The organism is Streptomyces aurantiaciflavus (assembly GCF_049808595.1).
Taxonomy (GTDB): Bacteria; Actinomycetota; Actinomycetes; order Streptomycetales; family Streptomycetaceae; genus Streptomyces.
In genome coordinates this window covers 235,837-253,384 of record NZ_JBNCAQ010000008.1, presented here as the reverse complement: position 1 = coordinate 253,384, position 17,548 = coordinate 235,837, and the positions used below count along the sequence as shown (strand labels likewise).

At 72.5% G+C, this 17,548-nt stretch carries 18 protein-coding genes, 1 pseudogene and 1 riboswitch; of the genes and pseudogenes, 11 read left to right on the top strand and 8 right to left on the bottom strand.

The window, feature by feature from the left end; genetic code table 11:
• Window positions 1-4: 4 nt before the first annotated feature.
• Window positions 5-352: a sodium:proton antiporter gene (locus tag ACPT94_RS11830; protein WP_360337030.1), complete on the top strand. Its 348-nt coding sequence runs from the start codon at window positions 5-7 to the stop codon at window positions 350-352.
• Window positions 352-2,112 (top strand): complex I subunit 5 family protein, encoded by a 1,761-nt coding sequence (locus ACPT94_RS11825; RefSeq protein WP_425245782.1) that lies wholly within the window; start codon window positions 352-354, stop codon window positions 2,110-2,112. The genes ACPT94_RS11830 and ACPT94_RS11825 overlap by 1 nt, the downstream gene beginning before the upstream one ends.
• 13 nt (window positions 2,113-2,125) lie before the next feature.
• Here ACPT94_RS11825 and ACPT94_RS11820 read toward each other — a convergent pair whose 3' ends face one another.
• The gene (locus ACPT94_RS11820; RefSeq protein WP_360337026.1) at window positions 2,126-2,788 is read right to left on the bottom strand and encodes a DUF4230 domain-containing protein; all 663 of its coding nucleotides are present in this window, start codon (window positions 2,786-2,788) and stop codon (window positions 2,126-2,128) included.
• 365 nt (window positions 2,789-3,153) lie between these two features.
• Here ACPT94_RS11820 and ACPT94_RS11815 point away from each other — a divergent pair, with 365 nt between their 5' ends.
• Window positions 3,154-4,107: a ribose-phosphate diphosphokinase gene (locus ACPT94_RS11815; RefSeq protein WP_360337024.1), complete on the top strand. Its 954-nt coding sequence runs from the start codon at window positions 3,154-3,156 to the stop codon at window positions 4,105-4,107.
• A gap of 38 nt (window positions 4,108-4,145) precedes the next feature.
• Window positions 4,146-4,250, top strand: a pseudogene (locus tag ACPT94_RS11810) (EF-Tu C-terminal domain-related protein); the annotation flags it as partial.
• On the opposite strand, the gene ACPT94_RS11805 reads toward ACPT94_RS11810, so the two are convergent.
• A complete protein-coding gene (locus tag ACPT94_RS11805) occupies window positions 4,245-4,625 on the bottom strand; it encodes an anti-sigma factor antagonist (RefSeq protein WP_360337022.1) in 381 nt (126 codons plus the stop codon). The pseudogene ACPT94_RS11810 and the gene ACPT94_RS11805 overlap by 6 nt on opposite strands.
• A gap of 262 nt (window positions 4,626-4,887) precedes the next feature.
• The gene (locus ACPT94_RS11800; RefSeq protein WP_360337020.1) at window positions 4,888-5,325 is read right to left on the bottom strand and encodes a MarR family winged helix-turn-helix transcriptional regulator; all 438 of its coding nucleotides are present in this window, start codon (window positions 5,323-5,325) and stop codon (window positions 4,888-4,890) included.
• A gap of 104 nt (window positions 5,326-5,429) precedes the next feature.
• Here ACPT94_RS11800 and ACPT94_RS11795 point away from each other — a divergent pair, with 104 nt between their 5' ends.
• Together ACPT94_RS11795 and ACPT94_RS11790 are read left to right on the top strand one after the other, a co-directional pair.
• Window positions 5,430-6,884: an aldehyde dehydrogenase family protein gene (locus ACPT94_RS11795; protein ID WP_360337018.1), complete on the top strand. Its 1,455-nt coding sequence runs from the start codon at window positions 5,430-5,432 to the stop codon at window positions 6,882-6,884.
• A 25-nt stretch (window positions 6,885-6,909) separates the two neighbouring features.
• Entirely contained in the window at window positions 6,910-8,016 is a 1,107-nt protein-coding gene (locus tag ACPT94_RS11790) for an NAD(P)-dependent alcohol dehydrogenase (RefSeq protein ID WP_360337016.1), read from the top strand.
• Between the two features lie 24 nt (window positions 8,017-8,040).
• On the opposite strand, the gene ACPT94_RS11785 is transcribed toward ACPT94_RS11790, so the two are convergent.
• Window positions 8,041-8,991, bottom strand: coding sequence for an NADP-dependent oxidoreductase (locus tag ACPT94_RS11785; RefSeq protein ID WP_425245781.1), 951 nt, complete (start codon window positions 8,989-8,991; stop codon window positions 8,041-8,043).
• A 240-nt stretch (window positions 8,992-9,231) separates the two neighbouring features.
• Between ACPT94_RS11785 and ACPT94_RS11780 the strand changes: the two genes are divergently transcribed.
• The gene (locus ACPT94_RS11780) at window positions 9,232-10,086 is read left to right on the top strand and encodes a hypothetical protein (RefSeq protein WP_425245780.1); all 855 of its coding nucleotides are present in this window, start codon (window positions 9,232-9,234) and stop codon (window positions 10,084-10,086) included.
• A gap of 4 nt (window positions 10,087-10,090) precedes the next feature.
• Here the strand turns inward: ACPT94_RS11780 and ACPT94_RS11775 are convergent, their stop codons facing one another.
• On the bottom strand, window positions 10,091-10,654 hold the full coding sequence (locus ACPT94_RS11775; protein ID WP_360337010.1) for a TetR/AcrR family transcriptional regulator: 564 nt from the start codon (window positions 10,652-10,654) through the stop codon (window positions 10,091-10,093).
• Window positions 10,651-11,013: a DUF1304 domain-containing protein gene (locus tag ACPT94_RS11770; protein ID WP_425245779.1), complete on the bottom strand. Its 363-nt coding sequence runs from the start codon at window positions 11,011-11,013 to the stop codon at window positions 10,651-10,653. Before ACPT94_RS11770 ends, ACPT94_RS11775 begins: the two co-directional genes overlap by 4 nt.
• A gap of 173 nt (window positions 11,014-11,186) precedes the next feature.
• On the opposite strand from ACPT94_RS11770, the gene ACPT94_RS11765 reads away from it, so the two are divergent.
• The 3 genes from ACPT94_RS11765 to ACPT94_RS11755 all read left to right on the top strand — a co-directional run bounded on the left by ACPT94_RS11765 (window position 11,187) and on the right by ACPT94_RS11755 (window position 12,730).
• The gene (locus ACPT94_RS11765; protein ID WP_360337008.1) at window positions 11,187-11,651 is read left to right on the top strand and encodes a pyridoxamine 5'-phosphate oxidase family protein; all 465 of its coding nucleotides are present in this window, start codon (window positions 11,187-11,189) and stop codon (window positions 11,649-11,651) included.
• 68 nt (window positions 11,652-11,719) lie between these two features.
• Window positions 11,720-12,112, top strand: a complete 393-nt coding sequence (locus tag ACPT94_RS11760; RefSeq protein ID WP_425245778.1) for a VOC family protein — start codon at window positions 11,720-11,722, stop codon at window positions 12,110-12,112.
• 138 nt (window positions 12,113-12,250) lie between these two features.
• Window positions 12,251-12,730, top strand: a complete 480-nt coding sequence (locus ACPT94_RS11755) for a hypothetical protein (RefSeq protein ID WP_425245777.1) — start codon at window positions 12,251-12,253, stop codon at window positions 12,728-12,730.
• A gap of 191 nt (window positions 12,731-12,921) precedes the next feature.
• On the opposite strand, the gene ACPT94_RS11750 is transcribed toward ACPT94_RS11755, so the two are convergent.
• Complete coding sequence (locus ACPT94_RS11750; protein WP_360334981.1) at window positions 12,922-14,373, bottom strand: glycine hydroxymethyltransferase; 1,452 nt, start codon at window positions 14,371-14,373, stop codon at window positions 12,922-12,924.
• A 45-nt stretch (window positions 14,374-14,418) separates the two neighbouring features.
• A riboswitch (ZMP/ZTP riboswitch) is annotated at window positions 14,419-14,508 on the bottom strand.
• A gap of 103 nt (window positions 14,509-14,611) precedes the next feature.
• Between ACPT94_RS11750 and rocD the strand changes: the two genes are divergently transcribed.
• On the top strand, window positions 14,612-15,817 hold the full coding sequence (gene rocD, locus ACPT94_RS11745) for an ornithine--oxo-acid transaminase (protein WP_360334983.1): 1,206 nt from the start codon (window positions 14,612-14,614) through the stop codon (window positions 15,815-15,817).
• Between the two features lie 538 nt (window positions 15,818-16,355).
• Here the strand turns inward: rocD and ACPT94_RS11740 are convergent.
• Complete coding sequence (locus tag ACPT94_RS11740) at window positions 16,356-17,540, bottom strand: glutathionylspermidine synthase family protein (RefSeq protein WP_425245776.1); 1,185 nt, start codon at window positions 17,538-17,540, stop codon at window positions 16,356-16,358.
• Between the last annotated feature and the right edge of the window lie 8 nt (window positions 17,541-17,548).

The following is a 17,548-nucleotide window of genomic DNA, read 5'->3' as shown; positions in this document are numbered from 1 at the left end:
CGCTGTGAGCGTCCTGCCGTACCTGGTCGCCGTCTGGATCTTCCTGGCCGGCTGCTACGGCCTCGCCACGAGCCGCAACCTGATCCACGCCGTGGGCTGCCTCGCCGTCTGCCAGTCCGCGACCTACGTCCTGCTGCTGGCCGTCGGCTACCGCGACGGCGCCACCGCGCCCGTCTTCTCCGACGTGGAACCCGGCTCCCGGCCGGTCGTCGACCCGGTCGTGCAGGCCCTCGCCCTCACCGACGTCGTCGTCGGCGCCACCGTCACCGCGCTGCTGCTCGCGCTCGTCGTGCAGATCTCCAAGCGGCACGGCACGGTCGACCCCGACGAACTCTCCGAGCTGCGCGGCTGATGGGCCACCTGCTGCCGCTGCTGGTCGCCGGGCCGCTGCTCGGGGCCGCCCTGCTGGTCGCGGCCGGCCGCCGGCTGCCCCGGGCCGCCGCCGAGACGGCCGGCTGCGCCGTCTCCGCCGGCACGGCCGCCCTCGCCCTCGTCCTGCTGCTGAACTCCTCGCCGCCCCGGGTCGAGTGGGTCGGCGCCTGGACACCGGTGAACGGCCACAGCGTCGGCATCGTCGTGGTCGGCGACGGGCCGGGCCTCGGCATGGCCGCGCTCGCCTCCCTGCTCACGCTCGCCGCGCTGGCGTACTCCTGGCACTACTTCGACGAGCCGCCGCGCCGGCACGCGGGGTCCTTCCCGGCGCTGATGCTGGTGTTCCAGGCCGGCATGTGCGGCTTCTCGATCGCGGGGGACCTCTTCAACGCGTTCGTGTTCTTCGAGCTGATGAGCGTCGTCGCCTACGCGCTCACCGGCTACCGCATCGACGAACCCCGGGCCGTCCAGGGCGCGTTGACCTTCGCCGTCGTCAACTCGCTCGGTGCCTACGCCATGCTGATGGGCATCGGGCTGCTGTACGGACGCACCGGCGAGCTGGCCATGTCACAGATCGGGCGAGGCCTGGACGCGCACGGCGGACCCGACGCGCTGGTCCTCGCCGCCTTCGTCCTCGTCCTGACCGGCCTGCTCGTCAAGGCGGCCGTCGTGCCCTTCCACTTCTGGCTGCCGGACGCCCACGCCGTGGCGCCCACCCCCGTGTGCATGCTGCTGTCCGGCGTCATGGTCGAACTCGGCGTGTTCGGCGTGTGGCGCGTGTACGGGACCGTGTTCGACGGACCCGGAGGCGTCCCGGCCGCCGATCTGCAACGCGCCCTGGTGGTGCTGGGCACGCTGACGGCGGTGGTCGGCGCCGTCATGTGCTGGTACCAGCGGCACATCAAACGCCTGCTGGCCTACTCGACGATCGCCCACACGGGGCTGTTCCTCATCGGGGTCGGCGTCCTGAAGCCCGAGGCCGACGACGGCGTCGCCCTGTACGTCCTCGGGCACGCGGGCGTGAAGGCCGCCCTGTTCGCCTGCGCGGGCATCCTCCTCGACCGCTACGGCAGCGTCGACGAACGCGCCCTGCACGGCCGGGCACGCAGGCTGAAGGGCGTCGCCGCGATGTTCGCCGCCGGGGCGCTCGGGCTCGCGGGCCTGCCGCCGTTCGGCACGGCGCTCGGCAAGTCCGTCACGGAGCACGCCGTGGGGCACGCCCTCACCGTGGTGTACGTCGCCGTCTCGGCGGTCACGGCCGGTGCGGTGCTGCGGGTCACCGCCCGTGTCTTCCTCGGCCTCGGCCCCCGCCCCGAGGAACACGCGGGGTACGAGACGACCGGCGCCGGCGAACGGCCGGAGACGCGGGGCCGGCTGACCCGCGTCCCCGACACCATGACGGTCGTCCCCGCGCTGCTCCTCGCGGCCTCGGTCGCCGCCGGCGTGGCCCCCGGCCTCGCCCGCGTCGTCGCGCACGCCGTGAACGAGGCCGGGTCGGGAGGCGCGCTCACCTCCGTCCACTGGACCTGGAGCGGCGCCCTGCTGGGCCTGGCCTCGACCCTGGCGGCCGTCGGGCTGGCGGCCGTCGCGGTCACCCGCCCGCGGCTGCTCGCCGCCCCGGCCTGGGCCCTGCCGTTGCGCCGCCTGCAGTCCGGGCACGTCGGGGACTACGTGGCCTGGCTGCTGGTCGGCACGGCCCTGCTGGGCGCGCTCACCCTGCCGGGCGTGCTGGGTGCCTGATCAGACGGGGGCGTCAGGCACCGTAGGTCACCCGCACCTCCTTGAAGCCGAGGGAGCGCAGCAGTCCCTGGAGCATGTCGGTGGTGTTGGACTCGGCGCGCGCGGTCAGCTCGCTGTCCTTCGCCGCGTCGCCGATGTGCCGCACGGCGAGCTTCTGTACCGCCTGCTCGCCGTTGGGGTTGTCCGAGAAGAGGTCGCCGAGGCGGTCGAGGAGACCGCGCTGCTTGGAGACCGCGTAGGAGCGGTCGGGGTCGAGGGCCGGGGTGCCCAGCTGGGCGTGGGGCAGCCTGAGGGTGGCCGACGTGCGGTCCTCGTCGACCGTCACGTCCTTGTCGCCGACCTTGCCGAGGTCGACATAGGCGTCCACGGTGCCGGCGCCCACGTACAGGGTGCGGGTGCCGCGGATCGCGTCGGGGAGGTACTTGGCGTCCTTCTCCAGGTCCACGACGACCTGGAAGTTGCCGGAGGCGGCGTCGTAACGGCTCATGTCCTGGATCGACTTGAGCAGGGCGGGTCCGGAGCGGTCGCGGGTCTCGGTGCCGAAGAAGTCGCGCAGACCCGGCAGCAGGCTGAGCCGGATCCCGGCGAACATCACGACGAGTACGACCACTACGGCGGTGAGCACCTTGGCCCAGCCGGGCATGCGCCTGGGGAGGCGCTTGATGGAAGTCGTCATGTCGACGGTCCTCCTTCCTACTGACCGGATTCCCACCAAGCTCCTTGGCAGACCGGGTTGTTGAGGACCTGTGACAGTGCGCCCGTGGTACGGCGGGTCACGGCCCGCCCGGTCGAGCCCTCTCAGCGGCCTCGCGGCCTCCCCGCCCGGCTGCTACGCCGACCGGCTCAGCACCGCCGGCCGGCCCCCCGTCCCCCACCCGCGCCCCGCCCGGGTGCCGGTGCCGGTCGTCGCCCGGGGTGTACCGGCGGGCGGGCGTCCGCTTCCCGGACCCGTGAGGGTGACGGGGCGGGAGAGATCCGTCAGCATGAGGGATCCAGAGCAGGAGAGAGCCCGCCGGACCATCGTCATCCGAGGAGCCGATCGTGCGAGACATCTCCGTGTTCAGCGGCAGCGCCCACCCCGACCTGGCCGCCGAGGTCTGCGCCCATCTCGGCGTCCCCCTCAGCCCCACCCGGGTCAGCCGGTTCGCCAACGACTGCCTGGAGGTCCAGCTCCAGGCCAACTGCCGGGAACGCGACGTCTTCCTGGTGCAGCCGCTGGTGCGGCCCGTGCAGGAGCACCTGGTGGAGCTGCTGCTGATGTGCGACGCGGCCCGGGGGGCGTCCGCGGGCCGCATCACCGTCGTCATGCCCCACTACTCCTACGCCCGCTCCGACAAGAAGGACGCGCCCCGTATCTCGCTGGGCGGGCGCCTGGTCGCCGACCTGATCGCGGCGGCCGGTGTGCACCGTGTCCTCGCCATGACCCTGCACTCGCCGCAGGTGCACGGCTTCTTCTCGGTCCCCGTCGACCATCTGCACGCCCGCCGTGAACTGGCCGCCCACTTCCGCCGGTACGACCTCACCCGCACCACCGTCGTCTCACCCGACCTCGGCAACGCCAAGGAGGCCGCCGCCTTCGCCCGGATGATCGGCGCCCAGGTGGCGGCCGGCGCCAAACAGCGGTACGCCGACGACCGGGTCAGCATCAGCTCGGTGATCGGCGAGATCACCGGCCGGGACCTGATCGTCCTCGACGACGAGATCGCCAAGGGCAGCACTGTCCTCGAACTCCTCGACCGGCTGCGGGAGTTGGGTCCGAGATCGATAAGGGTGGCCTGTACGCACGGCCTGTTCGCGGCCGGTGCCCTGAAACGGCTCAGCGAACAGGACGACGTGCTGGAGATCGTGTGCACCAACACCGTGCCCGTACCCGTCGAGGAGCACACCGACAAGCTGCGGATCCTGACCGTCGCCCCCGCCCTCGCCGAGGCCGTGCGCCGCATTCACAACGGTGAGTCCGTGAGCGCCCTGTTCGACGCGCCCCGGAACGCGTGAGCCGGGGGCGGAGAGGAGCGGCTTCGGCGCCGACGGGCGCCATGGAGGTGGGGCTGAGGTTCGCCGTTCGTGAGGGCGGGCGGACGGTGGGCGCCGGCCGGGTCACGAAGGTCGTCACGTGGCGCGCGGGGGCGCGGTCATAACGAGCCGGACGTGGCCTCGGGTTTCTCCAGGGCCGCGTCCAGCGTCGGCGCGGGCGGCAGCAGCCGGGACAGTCCGGTGGCGCGCAGGATGCGCAGGGTCAGCGGGTGGGCGCAGACGAGGTGCAGCTGCCCGCCGTGTTCCAGTACGCGGCCGCGGGCGCGGTAGAGCAGGCGCAGCCCGGAGCAGTCGAAGAAGTCGATCCGGCTCAGGTCGAGCACGACCCGGGGGGCGGGGCCCGCCGTGGCCTCGTCGAGGCGCGGGGCGATCTCCGTCGCGGCAACGATGTCGATCTCGCCGCGGAACTCCAGCACCGTGAATCCGCGGTCCTGCCGGACACGCAGATGCGGGGCGCCCGCGGCGGGTTCCTGCTGCACGACGACATCGCCTCCCACACAGCTCCACCGGTCGGGAGCCTCCAACGGCGGGGGAGCGCACAGCAGTTCCCCGCCTCAGCAAGTTACCCCCGATGGGGTGAATTCCAGCATGTTCGATTGACATATGTCTTCGAAATGACGTCGTGTCTCGACCGAGTTTTTTCGCGTCGTGAACGAAGAGGTGAGGGAGGTCGTACGGCGGCACGGGCCGGGCCCGTGCGGCCGGGCCTGCCGTGCTTCCGCGGCAGTGCCTGTCGCGTCTCTACGACAGGGCCTGCCACGCCTTGGACAGGGCCAGCCGGAACTGGTCGGCCTGGCGGTCCGTGAGGTCCCGCACCATCCGCTCCTCCAGCTCCCGGACCGAACACGCGTGCCGTGCGAGCAGCTCGCGCCCCTCCTCGGTGAGCAGGATCAGCAGCTCGCGGCGGTTGCGCGGATTGCGTTCGCGGCGGATCAGGCCACGGCCCTCCAGGGAGCGCACCAGGTCGGCGATGGACTGGGCGGTGACGAAGGAGTCCCGGGCGAGCTGTGCGGCCGACAGTCCGTCGTGCCGCTCCAGCACGGTGAGCGCCGTGTACTGCAGCGCCGTGATCCCGGACGGCTTGACCAGCTCGTCCAGATGGGAGCGCACGACGAGCTCCACCTGCTTCACCATGTAGAGCAGGGACGGGGGTGCCTTGGTTGTCTGGGTGCCGGCCATGAGGGCGAGCCTAGAGCATTGACAGGAAACCTGTCTGTAATGAGACTGCGGACCAACAGGAATCCTGTTGGTTGAAATCTTGGCGACGAAGCTGAGGAGTGGCGATGACCACCTTCGAGATCGACCCCGGTCGGCTCTTCATCGGGGGACAGTGGCGCGAGGCCGCCGACGGAGCGCGCACCGAGGTGGTCGACCCGTCCCGGGGCGCGGTCGTCACCACCGTCGCGGAGGCGGGCGCCGCCGACGTGGACGCCGCGGTGCGGGCCGCCCGCGAGGCCTTCGACGCCGGCCAGTGGTCCGGGCTGAGCGGCCGGGAGCGTGGCCGCGTCCTGTACCGGGTCGCCGAGCTGATCCGCGAGGAGGCCGACGAGATCGCCCGGCTGGAGAGCCTCGACGTCGGCAAGCCGATCACCCTGGCCCACGCCGTCGACGTGACGAACGCGGCGAACGACTACGAGTTCTACGCGTCCCTGGCGTACTCCCTCGACGGCGCCACCCGCGACGTCCCCATGAACGCCCACGCGTACACCAAGCGCGGCCCGATCGGTGTGGTCGCCGCGATCACCCCGTTCAACTTCCCGCTGATCCTGGCCGGGTCCAAGATCGCCCCGGCCCTCGCCGCCGGCAACACGGTCGTGCACAAGCCCGCCGACGAGACCCCGCTCAGCGCCCTGTACATGGCGGGGCTGCTCCAGCGGGCCGGCGTCCCCGACGGTGTCGTCAACGTGGTCACCGGCACCGGCCCGGTCGCCGGCGAGGCGCTGCTGCGCCACCCCGGCGTCGACAAGATCGCCTTCACCGGCTCCACCGCGATCGGCCGGCACGCCGCGAGCGTCGCCGGCGAGTCCCTCAAGCCGGTCACCATGGAACTCGGCGGCAACGCCGCACACATCGTGTTCGAGGACGCCGACCTGGAGAAGGCCGTCGGCGCGATCATCAAGGGTTTCGTCTTCAACACCGGCCAGTTCTGCATGGGCGGCCCGCGTCTGCTGGTGGCCCGCCCGGTCCACAGCACCCTGCTCAACATCCTCGCCGAGGCCGTCCCCGGCGTCCCCGTCGGCGACCCGCGCCGGCCGGAGACCGTCGTCGGCCCGATGGCGGGGGAGCGGCACCTGCGCAAGGTCGAGGAGTACGTCGAGCTCGCCCGCAAGGAGGGCGCACGGATCGTCTGCGGCGGTGAGCGCCTCGACCTGGACGGCGGCTACTACTACAAGCCCACCGTGATCGCCGACCTGGCCAACGACTCCCGCGTGATCCAGGAGGAGATCTTCGGCCCGGTCCTCACCGTCCAGCCCTTCGACAGCGAGGAGGAGGCGGTCGCCCTCGCCAACTCCACGCCGTACGGCCTGGCCTCGGGTGTGCAGACCGGCAACCTCGCCCGGGCCCACCGGGTCGCCGACCGGCTCCAGGCCGGCATCGTGTGGGTCAACGACTGGGCGATGCTCGACCCCGCCGTCCCGTTCGGCGGCGTCAAGGACTCGGGCTTCGGGCGCGAGTACGGCCCCGAGGCGCTCGCCTCCTACACCAAGGTCAAGTCCGTCGTCGTCTCGCTCGACTGAGCGCCGTCCCCCAGGAGTTCCCGCGATGCCCATCACCACACGCGCCGCCGTCGTCGAGAGCGCCGGAGCGCCCTTCACCCTCTCCGACGTCGTCCTGGACGACCCCGGACCGCACGAGGCGGTCGTCCGCCTGGTGGCGACCGGACTGTGCCACACCGACCTGGGTGTGGCGAGCGGCGGACTGCCCTTCCCGCTGCCCGGGGTCCTCGGCCACGAGGGCGCCGGAGTCGTGGAGGCGGTCGGCTCGGCCGTCACCGGCGTGGCCCCCGGCGACCACGTCGTGCTGTCCTTCACCTCCTGCGGCGACTGCCGCAACTGCCACGGCGGCCACCCGGCCTACTGCTCCACCTGGCTGCCGCTGAACCTCATCGGCGGTCGCCGCGCCGACGGCACCAGCACCGTCAGCCGGGACGGCGAGCCCCTCGGCGGCCACTTCTTCGGCCAGTCCTCCTTCGCCGAGCGGGCACTGGTCGACGAACGCAGCCTCGTCAAGGTGGACCCGGAGGTACCGCTGGCCTCGATCGCCCCGCTGGGCTGCGGTGTGCAGACCGGCGTGGGTGCCGTCTGGAACGTGCTGAAGCCGGTGACCGGCAGCACGGTCGTCGTCCTCGGCGCCGGAGCCGTCGGCCTCTCGGCGGTCATGGCGGCCGCGCTCACCCCGGCCACCACGATCGTCGCCGTCGACCGCGTCGCCGAACGCCTCGAACTGGCCAGGGAACTGGGTGCCACGCACACCGTGGACGCCGGTTCCGCCGTCCTCGGTGAGGCGATCGCCGAGATCACCGCCGGCCAGGGCGCCGACGGCGTCGTCGAGACGACCGGCAACGTCGGTGTCCTGCGCCAGGGCGTCGACGCGCTCGCCGCTCGCGGCACCCTGGTCGTCGTAGGGGCCCCGCCCTTCGGCAGCGAGGTCGCCCTGGACGTCAACGGGTTGCTCGGCGGCAAGCAGGTCGTCGGTCTCACCCTCGGCGACAGCGAGACGCAGACCTTCATCCCGGCCCTCGTCCGGCTGGTCAAGGAGGGACGGCTCCCGCTGCACCGCCTGATCGGCACCTACGCGTTCGAGGACATCGACCAGGCGGTGCGGGACATGACCGCGGGCAAGACCATCAAGCCCGTGCTCACGTTCTGAGCCACGTTCTGCGTCGACGGACCGTCAGCCGACGGTCAGGACCAGCTTCCCGGTGGTCCGGCCGGTGTCGCCGAGCCTGTGTGCCTCGGCGGCATCGGCCAGCGGGAACGTCCCGGCGATCGTGGCCCGCAGTGTGCCCGCCTCGACCATCTCGGCGATCGTCCGCATCCCGGCCCGGTCGGCGTCGACGAGCATGCGCACCGCGCGGACACCGAGCGCCTCGGCCTCCTCGAAGAACCCGCGCGACCCGACCGGCAGGATCGACACCACGACGCCGCCCGGCCGCAGGACGCGCAGGGAGCCCGTCGCGGTGCTCCCGCCGATGGTGTCCAGCACCACGTCGACGTCCTTCACGGCCTCGGTGAAGTCCGTCTCCCGGTAGTCGATCACCTCGTCGGCGCCCAGTTCCCGCAGGAAGCCGTGTTTGGCGGCGCTCGCGGTGCCGGTCACGTGCGCGCCGCGCTCCTTGGCGATCTGCACGGCCACATGCCCGACACCGCCGGCCGCCGCGTGGATCAGGATCCGCTGTCCGGCCCGCAGTCCGGCGACCTCGCCCAGCGCCTGCAGGGCGGTCAGCGAGACCAGCGGGAGCGCGGCCGCCTGGACGTGGTCGATCGAGGCCGGCTTGTGCCACAGGGCGCGGACCGGCGCGATGACGTACTCGGCGTGCGAGCCGTGGCCGTGCGGGTAGGGCAGCATGCCGAAGACCTCGTCCCCGGGCCGGAAGGCGGCGACGCCGATGCCCACCTCCGCGACCGTGCCGGAGACGTCCCAGCCCAGCACGAACGGCGGCTTGCCCAGGAAGCCGCCCGACGCGCGGTGCTTCCAGTCGGTGGGGTTCACTCCGGCGGCGCGCACCCGCACCAGCACCTCGTTGGGACGCGGCTCGGGCCGCTCCACCTCTACTTCCCGCAGTACCTCGGGACCGCCGAGGACGTCCTGTCGGATGACGCGCATCGTGCGCTCAGTGCTCATGAGGCCACAGCCTGCCAGGGCCCGCACGCCGGCGACGGCCACGTCCTCGGCGTGGCGGACGGCCGCCACCAGGCACCGCCGACGGGCGCCGTCGGCGGTCGACCGGCGTGCGCCGACGGGGACTTGACGACCGAGGTCGCGGCGCGGGCGGGACGCGGACCTTTCAGGCCGCCCACTGAACGTTCCGGACCGCCGCGGCGTCGCAGAAGCGCAGGGACAGCCGGTGGAACAGGGGCGGGAATGCGCAGAGGGCTCGTGACGGTGACGGTGCTGGCGGCCGTGACGGCGGTGGCGTGCGGGGGCGGAAAAGGGCGGGACGTCGTGGTCGAGGGAACACCCCCGGCGACGCCGTACAGCGGCCCGCTGAACATCCCCACCAGGGAACTGGACGGGGACACCCCACAGGCCCTGCTCGCCGCGTCCGGCGCGGCGGGCCGGGCGCTGGAGTGCGACGGCGAGATGTACGACGGCGGCGGGCCCGACGGATGGAGCAAGGGCGACGGCGGTGACACACCGGAGGACGGACTGAGGCTCTACTTCGACATGTTCGGCCCGCAAGTGCCCCGGTCGGGCTATCGCGCGGAGCGCGGGGACGCCGACCGGGTGCTGTACTCCTTCGACGTCGGCGGCCGGACGAAGGTGGCGGTCGTGGTCGCCCGCGACCAGCAGGACCGGCCCGGCTGGGGCCCGGAGACCAGCGCCTCCTGCGACCCGGCCGAACTCCCGGCGGACTTCACCGACTCCTCCTGGCACGAGATCTGGACGGACGAGCACGGCGAACGGCAGCCGGTCACACGGATCCACACGTTCGTCGGCGCGGAGCACTGCGGCTGGCAGCGGGCACGCTTCCTGGCACTGGGCCGGGGCGCGGACGCCAGGACGTACGTCCGCGACCCCGACGGCGTCCTCGAACCCGGCCTGCTGAACGCCCCGTACGACGGGGACGTCCGCATGCCCGCCGACGCGCACGACACCGGATACCGCTACGAGGACCGGCAGTTGTGGCTCACGGACGACCGGGCGACGGCGTACGTCCGCACGCCCGACGGCGTCGAGGCCTGGCCCTCGGCGAAGGACGTGATCGCCTGCAAGTGACGCGTCACCGGCTCGCGTGCAGGGCGACCAGCAACTGCCACACCTGGTCGGCGATCTCGGCGGGCGTGGCGTCGAGCATGCCGTGCAGCCAGTCGGCCAGCACCCCGGCGAAGGTGGCGGCGACGGCGGAGGCGACCAGCGGCGCGTCCGCCGCCCCCGCCCGCTCGCGCTCCCGCAGGCTGTACGCCCGCAGGTCCCGGTGCAGCACCCGGCCGAGCGGCCCGCCGCCGCCCGGGGCGAGCAGGGTGCGGTACAGCGCCGCGTGCGGGGTCAGGGAGGCGAAGAACTCCGCGAGCGCGGCCGGCGCGCGCACCGGATCGGGCCGCCCCCGCCAGGCGTGCAGCGCCTCCACGGCCTCGCGTACGACGTCCGCGCAGGCGTCGACCGCGAGGGCCTCCAGGTCCGCGTAGTGGACGTAGAAGGTGGCCCGGCCCACGCCCGCCCGCCGCACCAGCGCGGCCACGCCGACCTCCTCCAGCGGCCGCTCGGCGCACTCCTCGAGCAGGGCCGCCCGCAGCCTCGCCCGGGTCCGGGCCGCCCGCGGGTCCTCGGGCGCGCCGCGGCTCACTGTGCGACGAGGACGGCGGCCAGGGCCAGGGCGCCGGGGAGGGCCTGCGCGACCAGGATGCGGCGGTTCGCGGTGACCGCGCCGTAGACGCCCGCGACGATCACACAGGACAGGAAGAAGACCTGGACGCGGAAGCCGGTCGGATCCGCGGCGATCAGCCCCCACACCAGGCCCGCCGCGAGGAACCCGTTGTACAGGCCCTGGTTGGCGGCCATCGCGGCGGTCGCCCGCGCCATCTCCGCGTCGAAGCCGTGGAACGACCGCCCCGGCTTCTTCTGCCAGAGGAACATCTCCAGCACCAGGATGTAGAGATGCAGCGCGGCGATCAGCGTCACCAGCACGTTCGCGACGGCTTCCATGGGTGTTCTCCCTCTTCCTCAAGTCTTCTTCTCTTGGACAGGTGTCCACTATAGCTGGACAGGTGTCCAGGAAGTTCCTGGGCGGCGAACCTCGCTCGCCGTCGGACCGCCCGATCTCGGTCGTTGATCGCGAAGCTCCCGCGCACACGGGTGCCGGCGGCCACACTGGAGACATGACCTCAGCACCCGCACGCCCCGCAGAGCAGCGCAAGCGCGACACCCTGCACCGGCTGGAACACGACGTCGACGCCTGGGTCGCCACGGCCGCGCCGGACGGCGGAACCCCGTACCTGGTCCCGCTCTCCTTCGTGTGGGACGGCGCCACCCTCCTGTTCGCCACCCCGGCCACCAGTCCCACCGGCCGGAACCTGCTGAACACGGGCGTCGCCCGCGTCGGCATCGGCCCCACCCGGGACGTCGTGCTCGTCGAGGGCACCGCCGTGGCCGTGGAGCCCGCCGACCTGCCGGAGGAGGACGCCGAGATCTTCGCGGGCAAGACCGGCTTCGACCCGCGCCGACTGGCCGCGCCCTACCTGTACTTCCGGGTCCTGCCCCGCCGGATCCAGGCCTGGCGCGAGGCCGACGAACTGGTCGGGCGGGAGCTGATGCGGGACGGGGAATGGCTGGTGGGCGACTGAAACCGGGGTATCCGCAAGGTTCGGGGGCGGTGCCGGTCCGTCCCCGCACAAGGACCTGCGGAGGAGACATGGCACTGGTGAAAGCGGGCGTCGTGGTGCTCGACTGCGCCGAGCCCGAGAAGCTCGCCGAGTTCTACAAGGGGCTGCTGGACGCCCGGGAGACCGACGTCACCGCCAACCGCGTGGAGGTCGAGGGCGCCGGCGGAACCCGGCTGGCCTTCCGCCGCGACGTCAACGCGACACCGCCCAGCTGGCCCCGCCCCGAGAACTCCCTCCAGGCCCACCTGGACTTCCTCGTCGACGACCTGGACGAGGCGGAGCGCAGGGTCGTGGGCCTGGGCGGCCGCCCCCTCGAAGCCAAGGGCGCCCCCGGCCCGTACGAGGAACGCGGCTACGCCGACCCCGCCGGCCACTCCTTCACCCTGCGCCGAGTGGCTTCCACGGCGCCGAAGCAGGGCTGATCGGCACCCTCGCCCGCTCACGGCTCCGCCCCGGCCCGTTGTCCGAAAAAGGGCGGTGACCCGCCAAAAGGAAGAGCGCCCCCCTCTGAATTGATCTAGCGTTCGAATCTCGTGTCGGCATCACAGAGGGGGGACGCCATGCGTCACACGGTGAAGACGATCTCGGCGGGAGCCGCCGTGCTCGGCAGCGTGATCCTGGGCTCCGGCACGGCCGTGGCCGCGCCGCAGTGGCAGGCGGTCGGCAAGGTCACCGACTGCGAGAGGAGCGTGGCGCACACCGCGGTCGCCGGGGTGAACTTCCAGGGCTGTCTCGTCGTGAGCGACCTGGGCAAGGCCCAGGTCGTCCTGGTCGTGAACAATCATTCCGGCCGGGCCGTCTCCGTCTCCGGCGCCATCGACAGCGCTTTCGGCGACGCCTCCTGCGAGCAGATGACGCTGAGCACCGGCACCCAGCGGGCCTGCTACGGACCCACCGCGGTCGTCCCCGACTGCTACGACTGGGGAGCCGGAGCCACCGGCGGCCCCTACGGCGGCACCGTGCGGTTCACCGTCAACGGGGTGACGAACGAGGCCAAGTCCTCCACGGTCTGCCTCAACTGGGTGGACTTCCCCGGGTGACGTTCCGGGCCCCCCCCCCCCCCGGGGGGGGGCCGCCGGGGGCCCCCCCCCCCCGCCGGGGCCCCCCCCCCCGGGGCACACCCCCCCCGGGGGGGCCGGGGTTGACCCCGCCCCCCCGCTGACGGAGACATGCGGAGGGGAGCATGAGGGGGATTGTTCAGCCCGGGCCCGGGAAGGGTGGTGGGGCCGGTTCAGCCGAGGTCGATCTCCGGGTACAGCGGGAAGCCGGCCACGAGGTCGGTGGCCCGGCGGGAGATCTCGTCCGCGATCTTGGGGTCGAGGACGTGGGCGGCCTTGGAGGGGGCACCCGACTTGGTCGTGCCGGGCTCGGCCGTCGTGAGCACGCGGTCGATCAGGCCCGCGACCTCGTCCATCTCGGCCGTGCCCAGGCCTCGGGTGGTCAGGGCGGGGGTGCCGATGCGGATGCCCGAGGTGTACCAGGCGCCGTTCGGGTCGGCGGGGATGGCGTTGCGGTTGGTGACGATGCCCGACTCGAGGAGGGCGGCCTCGGCCTGGCGGCCGGTGAGGCCGTAGGAGGTGGCGACGTCGATCAGGTTCAGGTGGTTGTCGGTGCCGCCGGTCACCAGGGTCGCGCCGCGGCGCATCAGGCCCTCGGCCAGGGCACGGGAGTTGTCCACGATCCGCTGGGCGTAGTCCTGGAAGGCGGGCTGCCGGGCCTCCGCCAGGGCCACCGCCTTCGCTGCCATGACATGCGGGAGGGGGCCGCCGAGGACCATCGGGCAGCCGCGGTCGACCTGGTCCTTGAGGGAGTCGTCGCACAGGACCATGCCGCCGCGCGGGCCGCGCAGGGACTTGTGGGTGGTGGTGGTGACGATCTGGGCGTGCGGGACCGGGTCGAAGTCACCGGTCAGGACCTTGCCGGCGACCAGGCCCGCGAAGTGCGCCATGTCGACCATCAGGGTCGCGCCCACCTCGTCGGCGATCTCCCGCATGATCCGGAAGTTCACCAGACGGGGGTACGCGGAGTAGCCCGCGACGATGATCAGCGGCTTGAACTCGCGGGCCGACACACGCAGGGCGTCGTAGTCGATGAGGCCGGTCGCCGGGTCGGTGCCGTAGGAGCGCTGGTCGAACATCTTGCCGGAGATGTTCGGGCGGAAGCCGTGGGTGAGGTGGCCGCCGGCGTCGAGGGACATGCCGAGCATGCGCTGGTTGCCGAAGGCCTGGCGCAGCTCGGCCCAGTCGGCCTCGGAGAGGTCGTTGACCTGGCGGACGCCGGCCTTCTCCAGGGCGGGGGCCTCGACGCGCTGGGCGAGGACGGCCCAGAAGGCGACGAGGTTGGCGTCGATGCCGGAGTGCGGCTGGACGTAGGCGTGGCGGGCGCCGAAGAGTTCCCTGGCGTGCTCGGCGGCGAGGGACTCGACGGTGTCGACGTTGCGACAGCCGGCGTAGAAGCGGCGGCCGACGGTGCCCTCGGCGTACTTGTCGCTGAACCAGTTGCCCATCGCCAGGAGGGTGGCCGGGGAGGCGTAGTTCTCGGAGGCGATCAGCTTGAGCATCTCGCGCTGGTCGTGGACCTCCTGGCCGATCGCGTCGGCGACACGCGGCTCGACGGCGCGGATCACGTCGAGGGCGGCGCGGAAGGCGGTGGACTCGGTGGAGAGGGGCTGCTGCTCTGACATGTCGTCGGCCTCCGGGTGGCGTGGCGTGCAAGCGGTCACGGTTCTCGGTCTGGCCCAGGCGCACGGCACTCGGTCACACAAGGGCCGCTCCCCGATGGTCCGTCCCATCCCAGCGCGCCAGTCACGGCCCGTTCGCCAGCCTACCGGGCGCGTCGCAGGCCGAAGGTCCGACGTCCACCATGCGAGCGACTATAGGAAGGGAGGGCAGCCGCACCGCAGGCCGACCTCTGGAGGTCCCGTGAGCACGACGGAAACCCTCATCGCCGCCGCCGACGCGCACAGCGCGCACACCTACCGCCCCTTGCCGGTGGTCGTCGCAACCGCCGACGGGGCGTGGATGACGGACGTGGAGGGGCGGCGGTATCTGGATCTGCTGGCGGGCTACTCGGCGCTGAACTTCGGACACGGCAACCGGCGGCTGATCGAGGCGGCGAAGGCGCAGCTGGAGCGGGTGACGCTGACCTCGCGGGCGTTCCATCACGACCGGTTCGCGGCGTTCTGCGCTCAGCTGGCGGAGCTGTGCGGGATGGAGATGGTGCTGCCGATGAACACCGGTGCGGAGGCCGTGGAGACGGCGGTGAAGACGGCCCGGAAGTGGGGGTACCGGGTGAAGGGCGTGCCGGGGGAGATGGCGAAGATCGTCGTCGCGGGCAACAACTTCCACGGCCGGACGACGACGCTCATCAGCTTCTCCACGGACCCGGAGGCGCGGGCGGACTACGGGCCGTACACGCCGGGCTTCGAGATCGTGCCGTACGGGGATGTGACGGCGCTGCGCGCGGCGGTGAGTGAGAACACGGTCGCGGTACTGCTGGAGCCGATCCAGGGCGAGGCGGGGGTGGTGGTGCCGCCGGCGGGTTATCTGGCGGCGGTGCGGGAGGTGACGCGGGAGCGGAACGTGCTGTTCGTCGCCGACGAGGTCCAGTCGGGGCTGGGCCGGACCGGGCGGACCTTCGCGTGTGAGCACGAGGGGGTGGTGCCGGACGTGTATGTGCTGGGGAAGGCGCTGGGGGGCGGGATCGTGCCGGTGTCGGCGGTGGTGTCCAGTGAGGCGGTCCTCGGTGTCTTCCGGCCCGGGGACCACGGGTCGACGTTCGGCGGGAGCCCGCTGGCCTGTGCGGTGGCGCTGGAGGTGATCGCGATGCTGCGGTCGGGTGAGTTCCAGGCGCGGGCGGCGGAGCTCGGGGAGCATCTGCTCCGGGAGTTGGGGGCCCTGACCGGCACCGGAAGGGTGACCGAGGTGCGCGGGCGCGGGCTGTGGGCGGGCGTCGACCTGGCGCCCCGGTACGGGACCGGGCGCGAGATCGCCGAGAAGCTCATGGACCGGGGTGTGCTGGTGAAGGACACCCATGGGCCGACGATCCGGATCGCTCCGCCGCTGGTGATCAGCAGGGAGGACCTGGACTGGGGACTGGACCAACTGCGGGCGGTGCTGGGCCTCTAAACCCTCAGCTCCGACTCCTGGCTCTTGGTGCCGCTCCGTGCTCCCGGCTCTCGGTCCCGCTCCGTGCTCCCGCCTCCCGACTCCTGGCGCTCGGTCCCGCTCGCTGCTCCCCCCGCCTCCCGACTCCCGGCGCTCGATCCCGCTCCGTGCTCCCGCCTCCCGACTCCTGGCGCTCGGTCCCGCTCGCTGCTCCCGCCTCCCGACTCAGCGGCTCCCGCCTCCCCCGCTCGGCGGCAACAGACTCCCCGCACTCATCTCCCGCCTCGGCCGCTCCGGACCCCCGTTCGGCGGCTCCCGGCTCCCCCGTCGGCAACCGGCTCCCAGCTCCCGCCTCCCGACTCGACGGCTCCCGGCCTCCCCCTCGGCACCCCCAACCGACTCCCAGCACTCGTCTCCCGGCTCCCGCCTCCCGACTCGACGGCTCCCGGCTCCCCCCTCGGCACCCCCCAACCGACTCCCAGCACTCGTCTCCCGGCTCCCGCCTTGGCGGCGGCCGACCCCCCGCTCGGCCGCTCCGGCCCCCCTCGGCGCTTCCCCCCTAAAGGATCACGTGGGGAAGGAAGCGGGCGTACTCGTCGGTGATCAGGCCGGAGGACTCGCGGATGCCGAGGCCGGCGGACTCGTTGTCGACGACCCAGGCGCCCAGGACGACGTGGTTGCCGTCGAAGGCGGGCAGGGGGGCCAGCTCCTGGTAGCAGCAGGGTTCTTCACGCACGACGGGGGCGGCGCCCGGTTCGTGGACGGTCACGCCGGCGCCCTCGCGGCCGAGGAGCGGCTTGGCGACGTAGCCCGTGGTGCTCGCCAGTTCGCGCGGGCCGTCGAGATGGGCGGGGAGGAGGTTGGGGTGGCCGGGGTACAGCTCCCAGAGGATGGCCAGCAGCGCCTTGTTGCTGAGGAGCATCTTCCAGGCGGGCTCGATCCACAGGGTGCTGCCGGTGCCGCCGCCGTTGTCGAGGGTGTCGAGGACCTGGCCGGCGAAGCGGTCGGTGGTGAGCCACTCCCAGGGATAGAGCTTGAAGCAGCTGCGGATGAAGCGGAGCTGGTGGTCGACGAAGCGGCCGGAGAGGCGGTCCCAGCCGATGTCCTCCATGGGGATCCAGGCGGTGTCCAGACCGGCCTGCTCGGCGGTCTCCTTGAGGTAGGCGACCGTCATGAGGTCCTCGCCGAGTTCGTCGGCGATGGAGTGCGCGAAGTAGAGGGGGCTGCCGGGCGGGAGGAGCGGGGCCTGTTTCCGCCAGGCGTCGACGAGGCGTTCGTGGAGGGAGTTCCACTGGTCGGCGCCGGGGAAGCGTTCCTCCATCCAGAACCACTGGGGGCTCGCCGCCTCGACCAGGGAGGTGGGGGTGTCGGCGTTGTACTCCAGCAGCTTGGCCGGGCCGGTGCCGTCGTAGTGGAGGTCGAAGCGGCCGTAGACCGACGGGAGTTCGGCGCGGCGGTGCCACGCCTCGGTGACCGCCTCGGCGACGCGTGGGTCGGTGATGCCGAGGTCGGCGAGGCGGTTCTCGGAGACGAGGTGCTCGGCCGCGGCCAGGCACATGCGGTGGAGTTCCTCGACCACCTCCTCCAGCGCCTCGACCTCGGTGAGCGTGAAGGAGTAGTAGGCGCTCTCGTCCCAGTAGGGGCGCAGAACGCCGTCGGGGTGGCGGGTGAGCGGGTAGACGAGCCCCTGTTCCTCGACGGTCTGCTGCCAGCCGGGGCGGGGCTCGATGGTGAGGCGTTCCATGCGGCGTG

Excerpts from the sequence above, each read along its gene's own strand:
- ACPT94_RS11825 (WP_425245782.1), top strand. The coding sequence starts at position 352 with ATGGGCCACCTGCTGCCGCTGCTGGTCGCCGGGCCGCTGCTCGGGGCC.
- ACPT94_RS11820 (WP_360337026.1), bottom strand. The coding sequence starts at position 2,788 with ATGACGACTTCCATCAAGCGCCTCCCCAGGCGCATGCCCGGCTGGGCC.
- ACPT94_RS11800 (WP_360337020.1), bottom strand. The coding sequence starts at position 5,325 with ATGGCCGGCACCCAGACAACCAAGGCACCCCCGTCCCTGCTCTACATG.
- ACPT94_RS11795 (WP_360337018.1), top strand. The coding sequence starts at position 5,430 with ATGACCACCTTCGAGATCGACCCCGGTCGGCTCTTCATCGGGGGACAG.
- ACPT94_RS11790 (WP_360337016.1), top strand. The coding sequence starts at position 6,910 with ATGCCCATCACCACACGCGCCGCCGTCGTCGAGAGCGCCGGAGCGCCC.
- ACPT94_RS11785 (WP_425245781.1), bottom strand. The coding sequence starts at position 8,991 with ATGAGCACTGAGCGCACGATGCGCGTCATCCGACAGGACGTCCTCGGC.
- ACPT94_RS11780 (WP_425245780.1), top strand. The coding sequence starts at position 9,232 with ATGCGCAGAGGGCTCGTGACGGTGACGGTGCTGGCGGCCGTGACGGCG.
- ACPT94_RS11770 (WP_425245779.1), bottom strand. The coding sequence starts at position 11,013 with ATGGAAGCCGTCGCGAACGTGCTGGTGACGCTGATCGCCGCGCTGCAT.
- ACPT94_RS11765 (WP_360337008.1), top strand. The coding sequence starts at position 11,187 with ATGACCTCAGCACCCGCACGCCCCGCAGAGCAGCGCAAGCGCGACACC.
- ACPT94_RS11760 (WP_425245778.1), top strand. The coding sequence starts at position 11,720 with ATGGCACTGGTGAAAGCGGGCGTCGTGGTGCTCGACTGCGCCGAGCCC.
- ACPT94_RS11755 (WP_425245777.1), top strand. The coding sequence starts at position 12,251 with ATGCGTCACACGGTGAAGACGATCTCGGCGGGAGCCGCCGTGCTCGGC.
- ACPT94_RS11750 (WP_360334981.1), bottom strand. The coding sequence starts at position 14,373 with ATGTCAGAGCAGCAGCCCCTCTCCACCGAGTCCACCGCCTTCCGCGCC.
- ACPT94_RS11740 (WP_425245776.1), bottom strand. The coding sequence starts at position 17,540 with ATGGAACGCCTCACCATCGAGCCCCGCCCCGGCTGGCAGCAGACCGTC.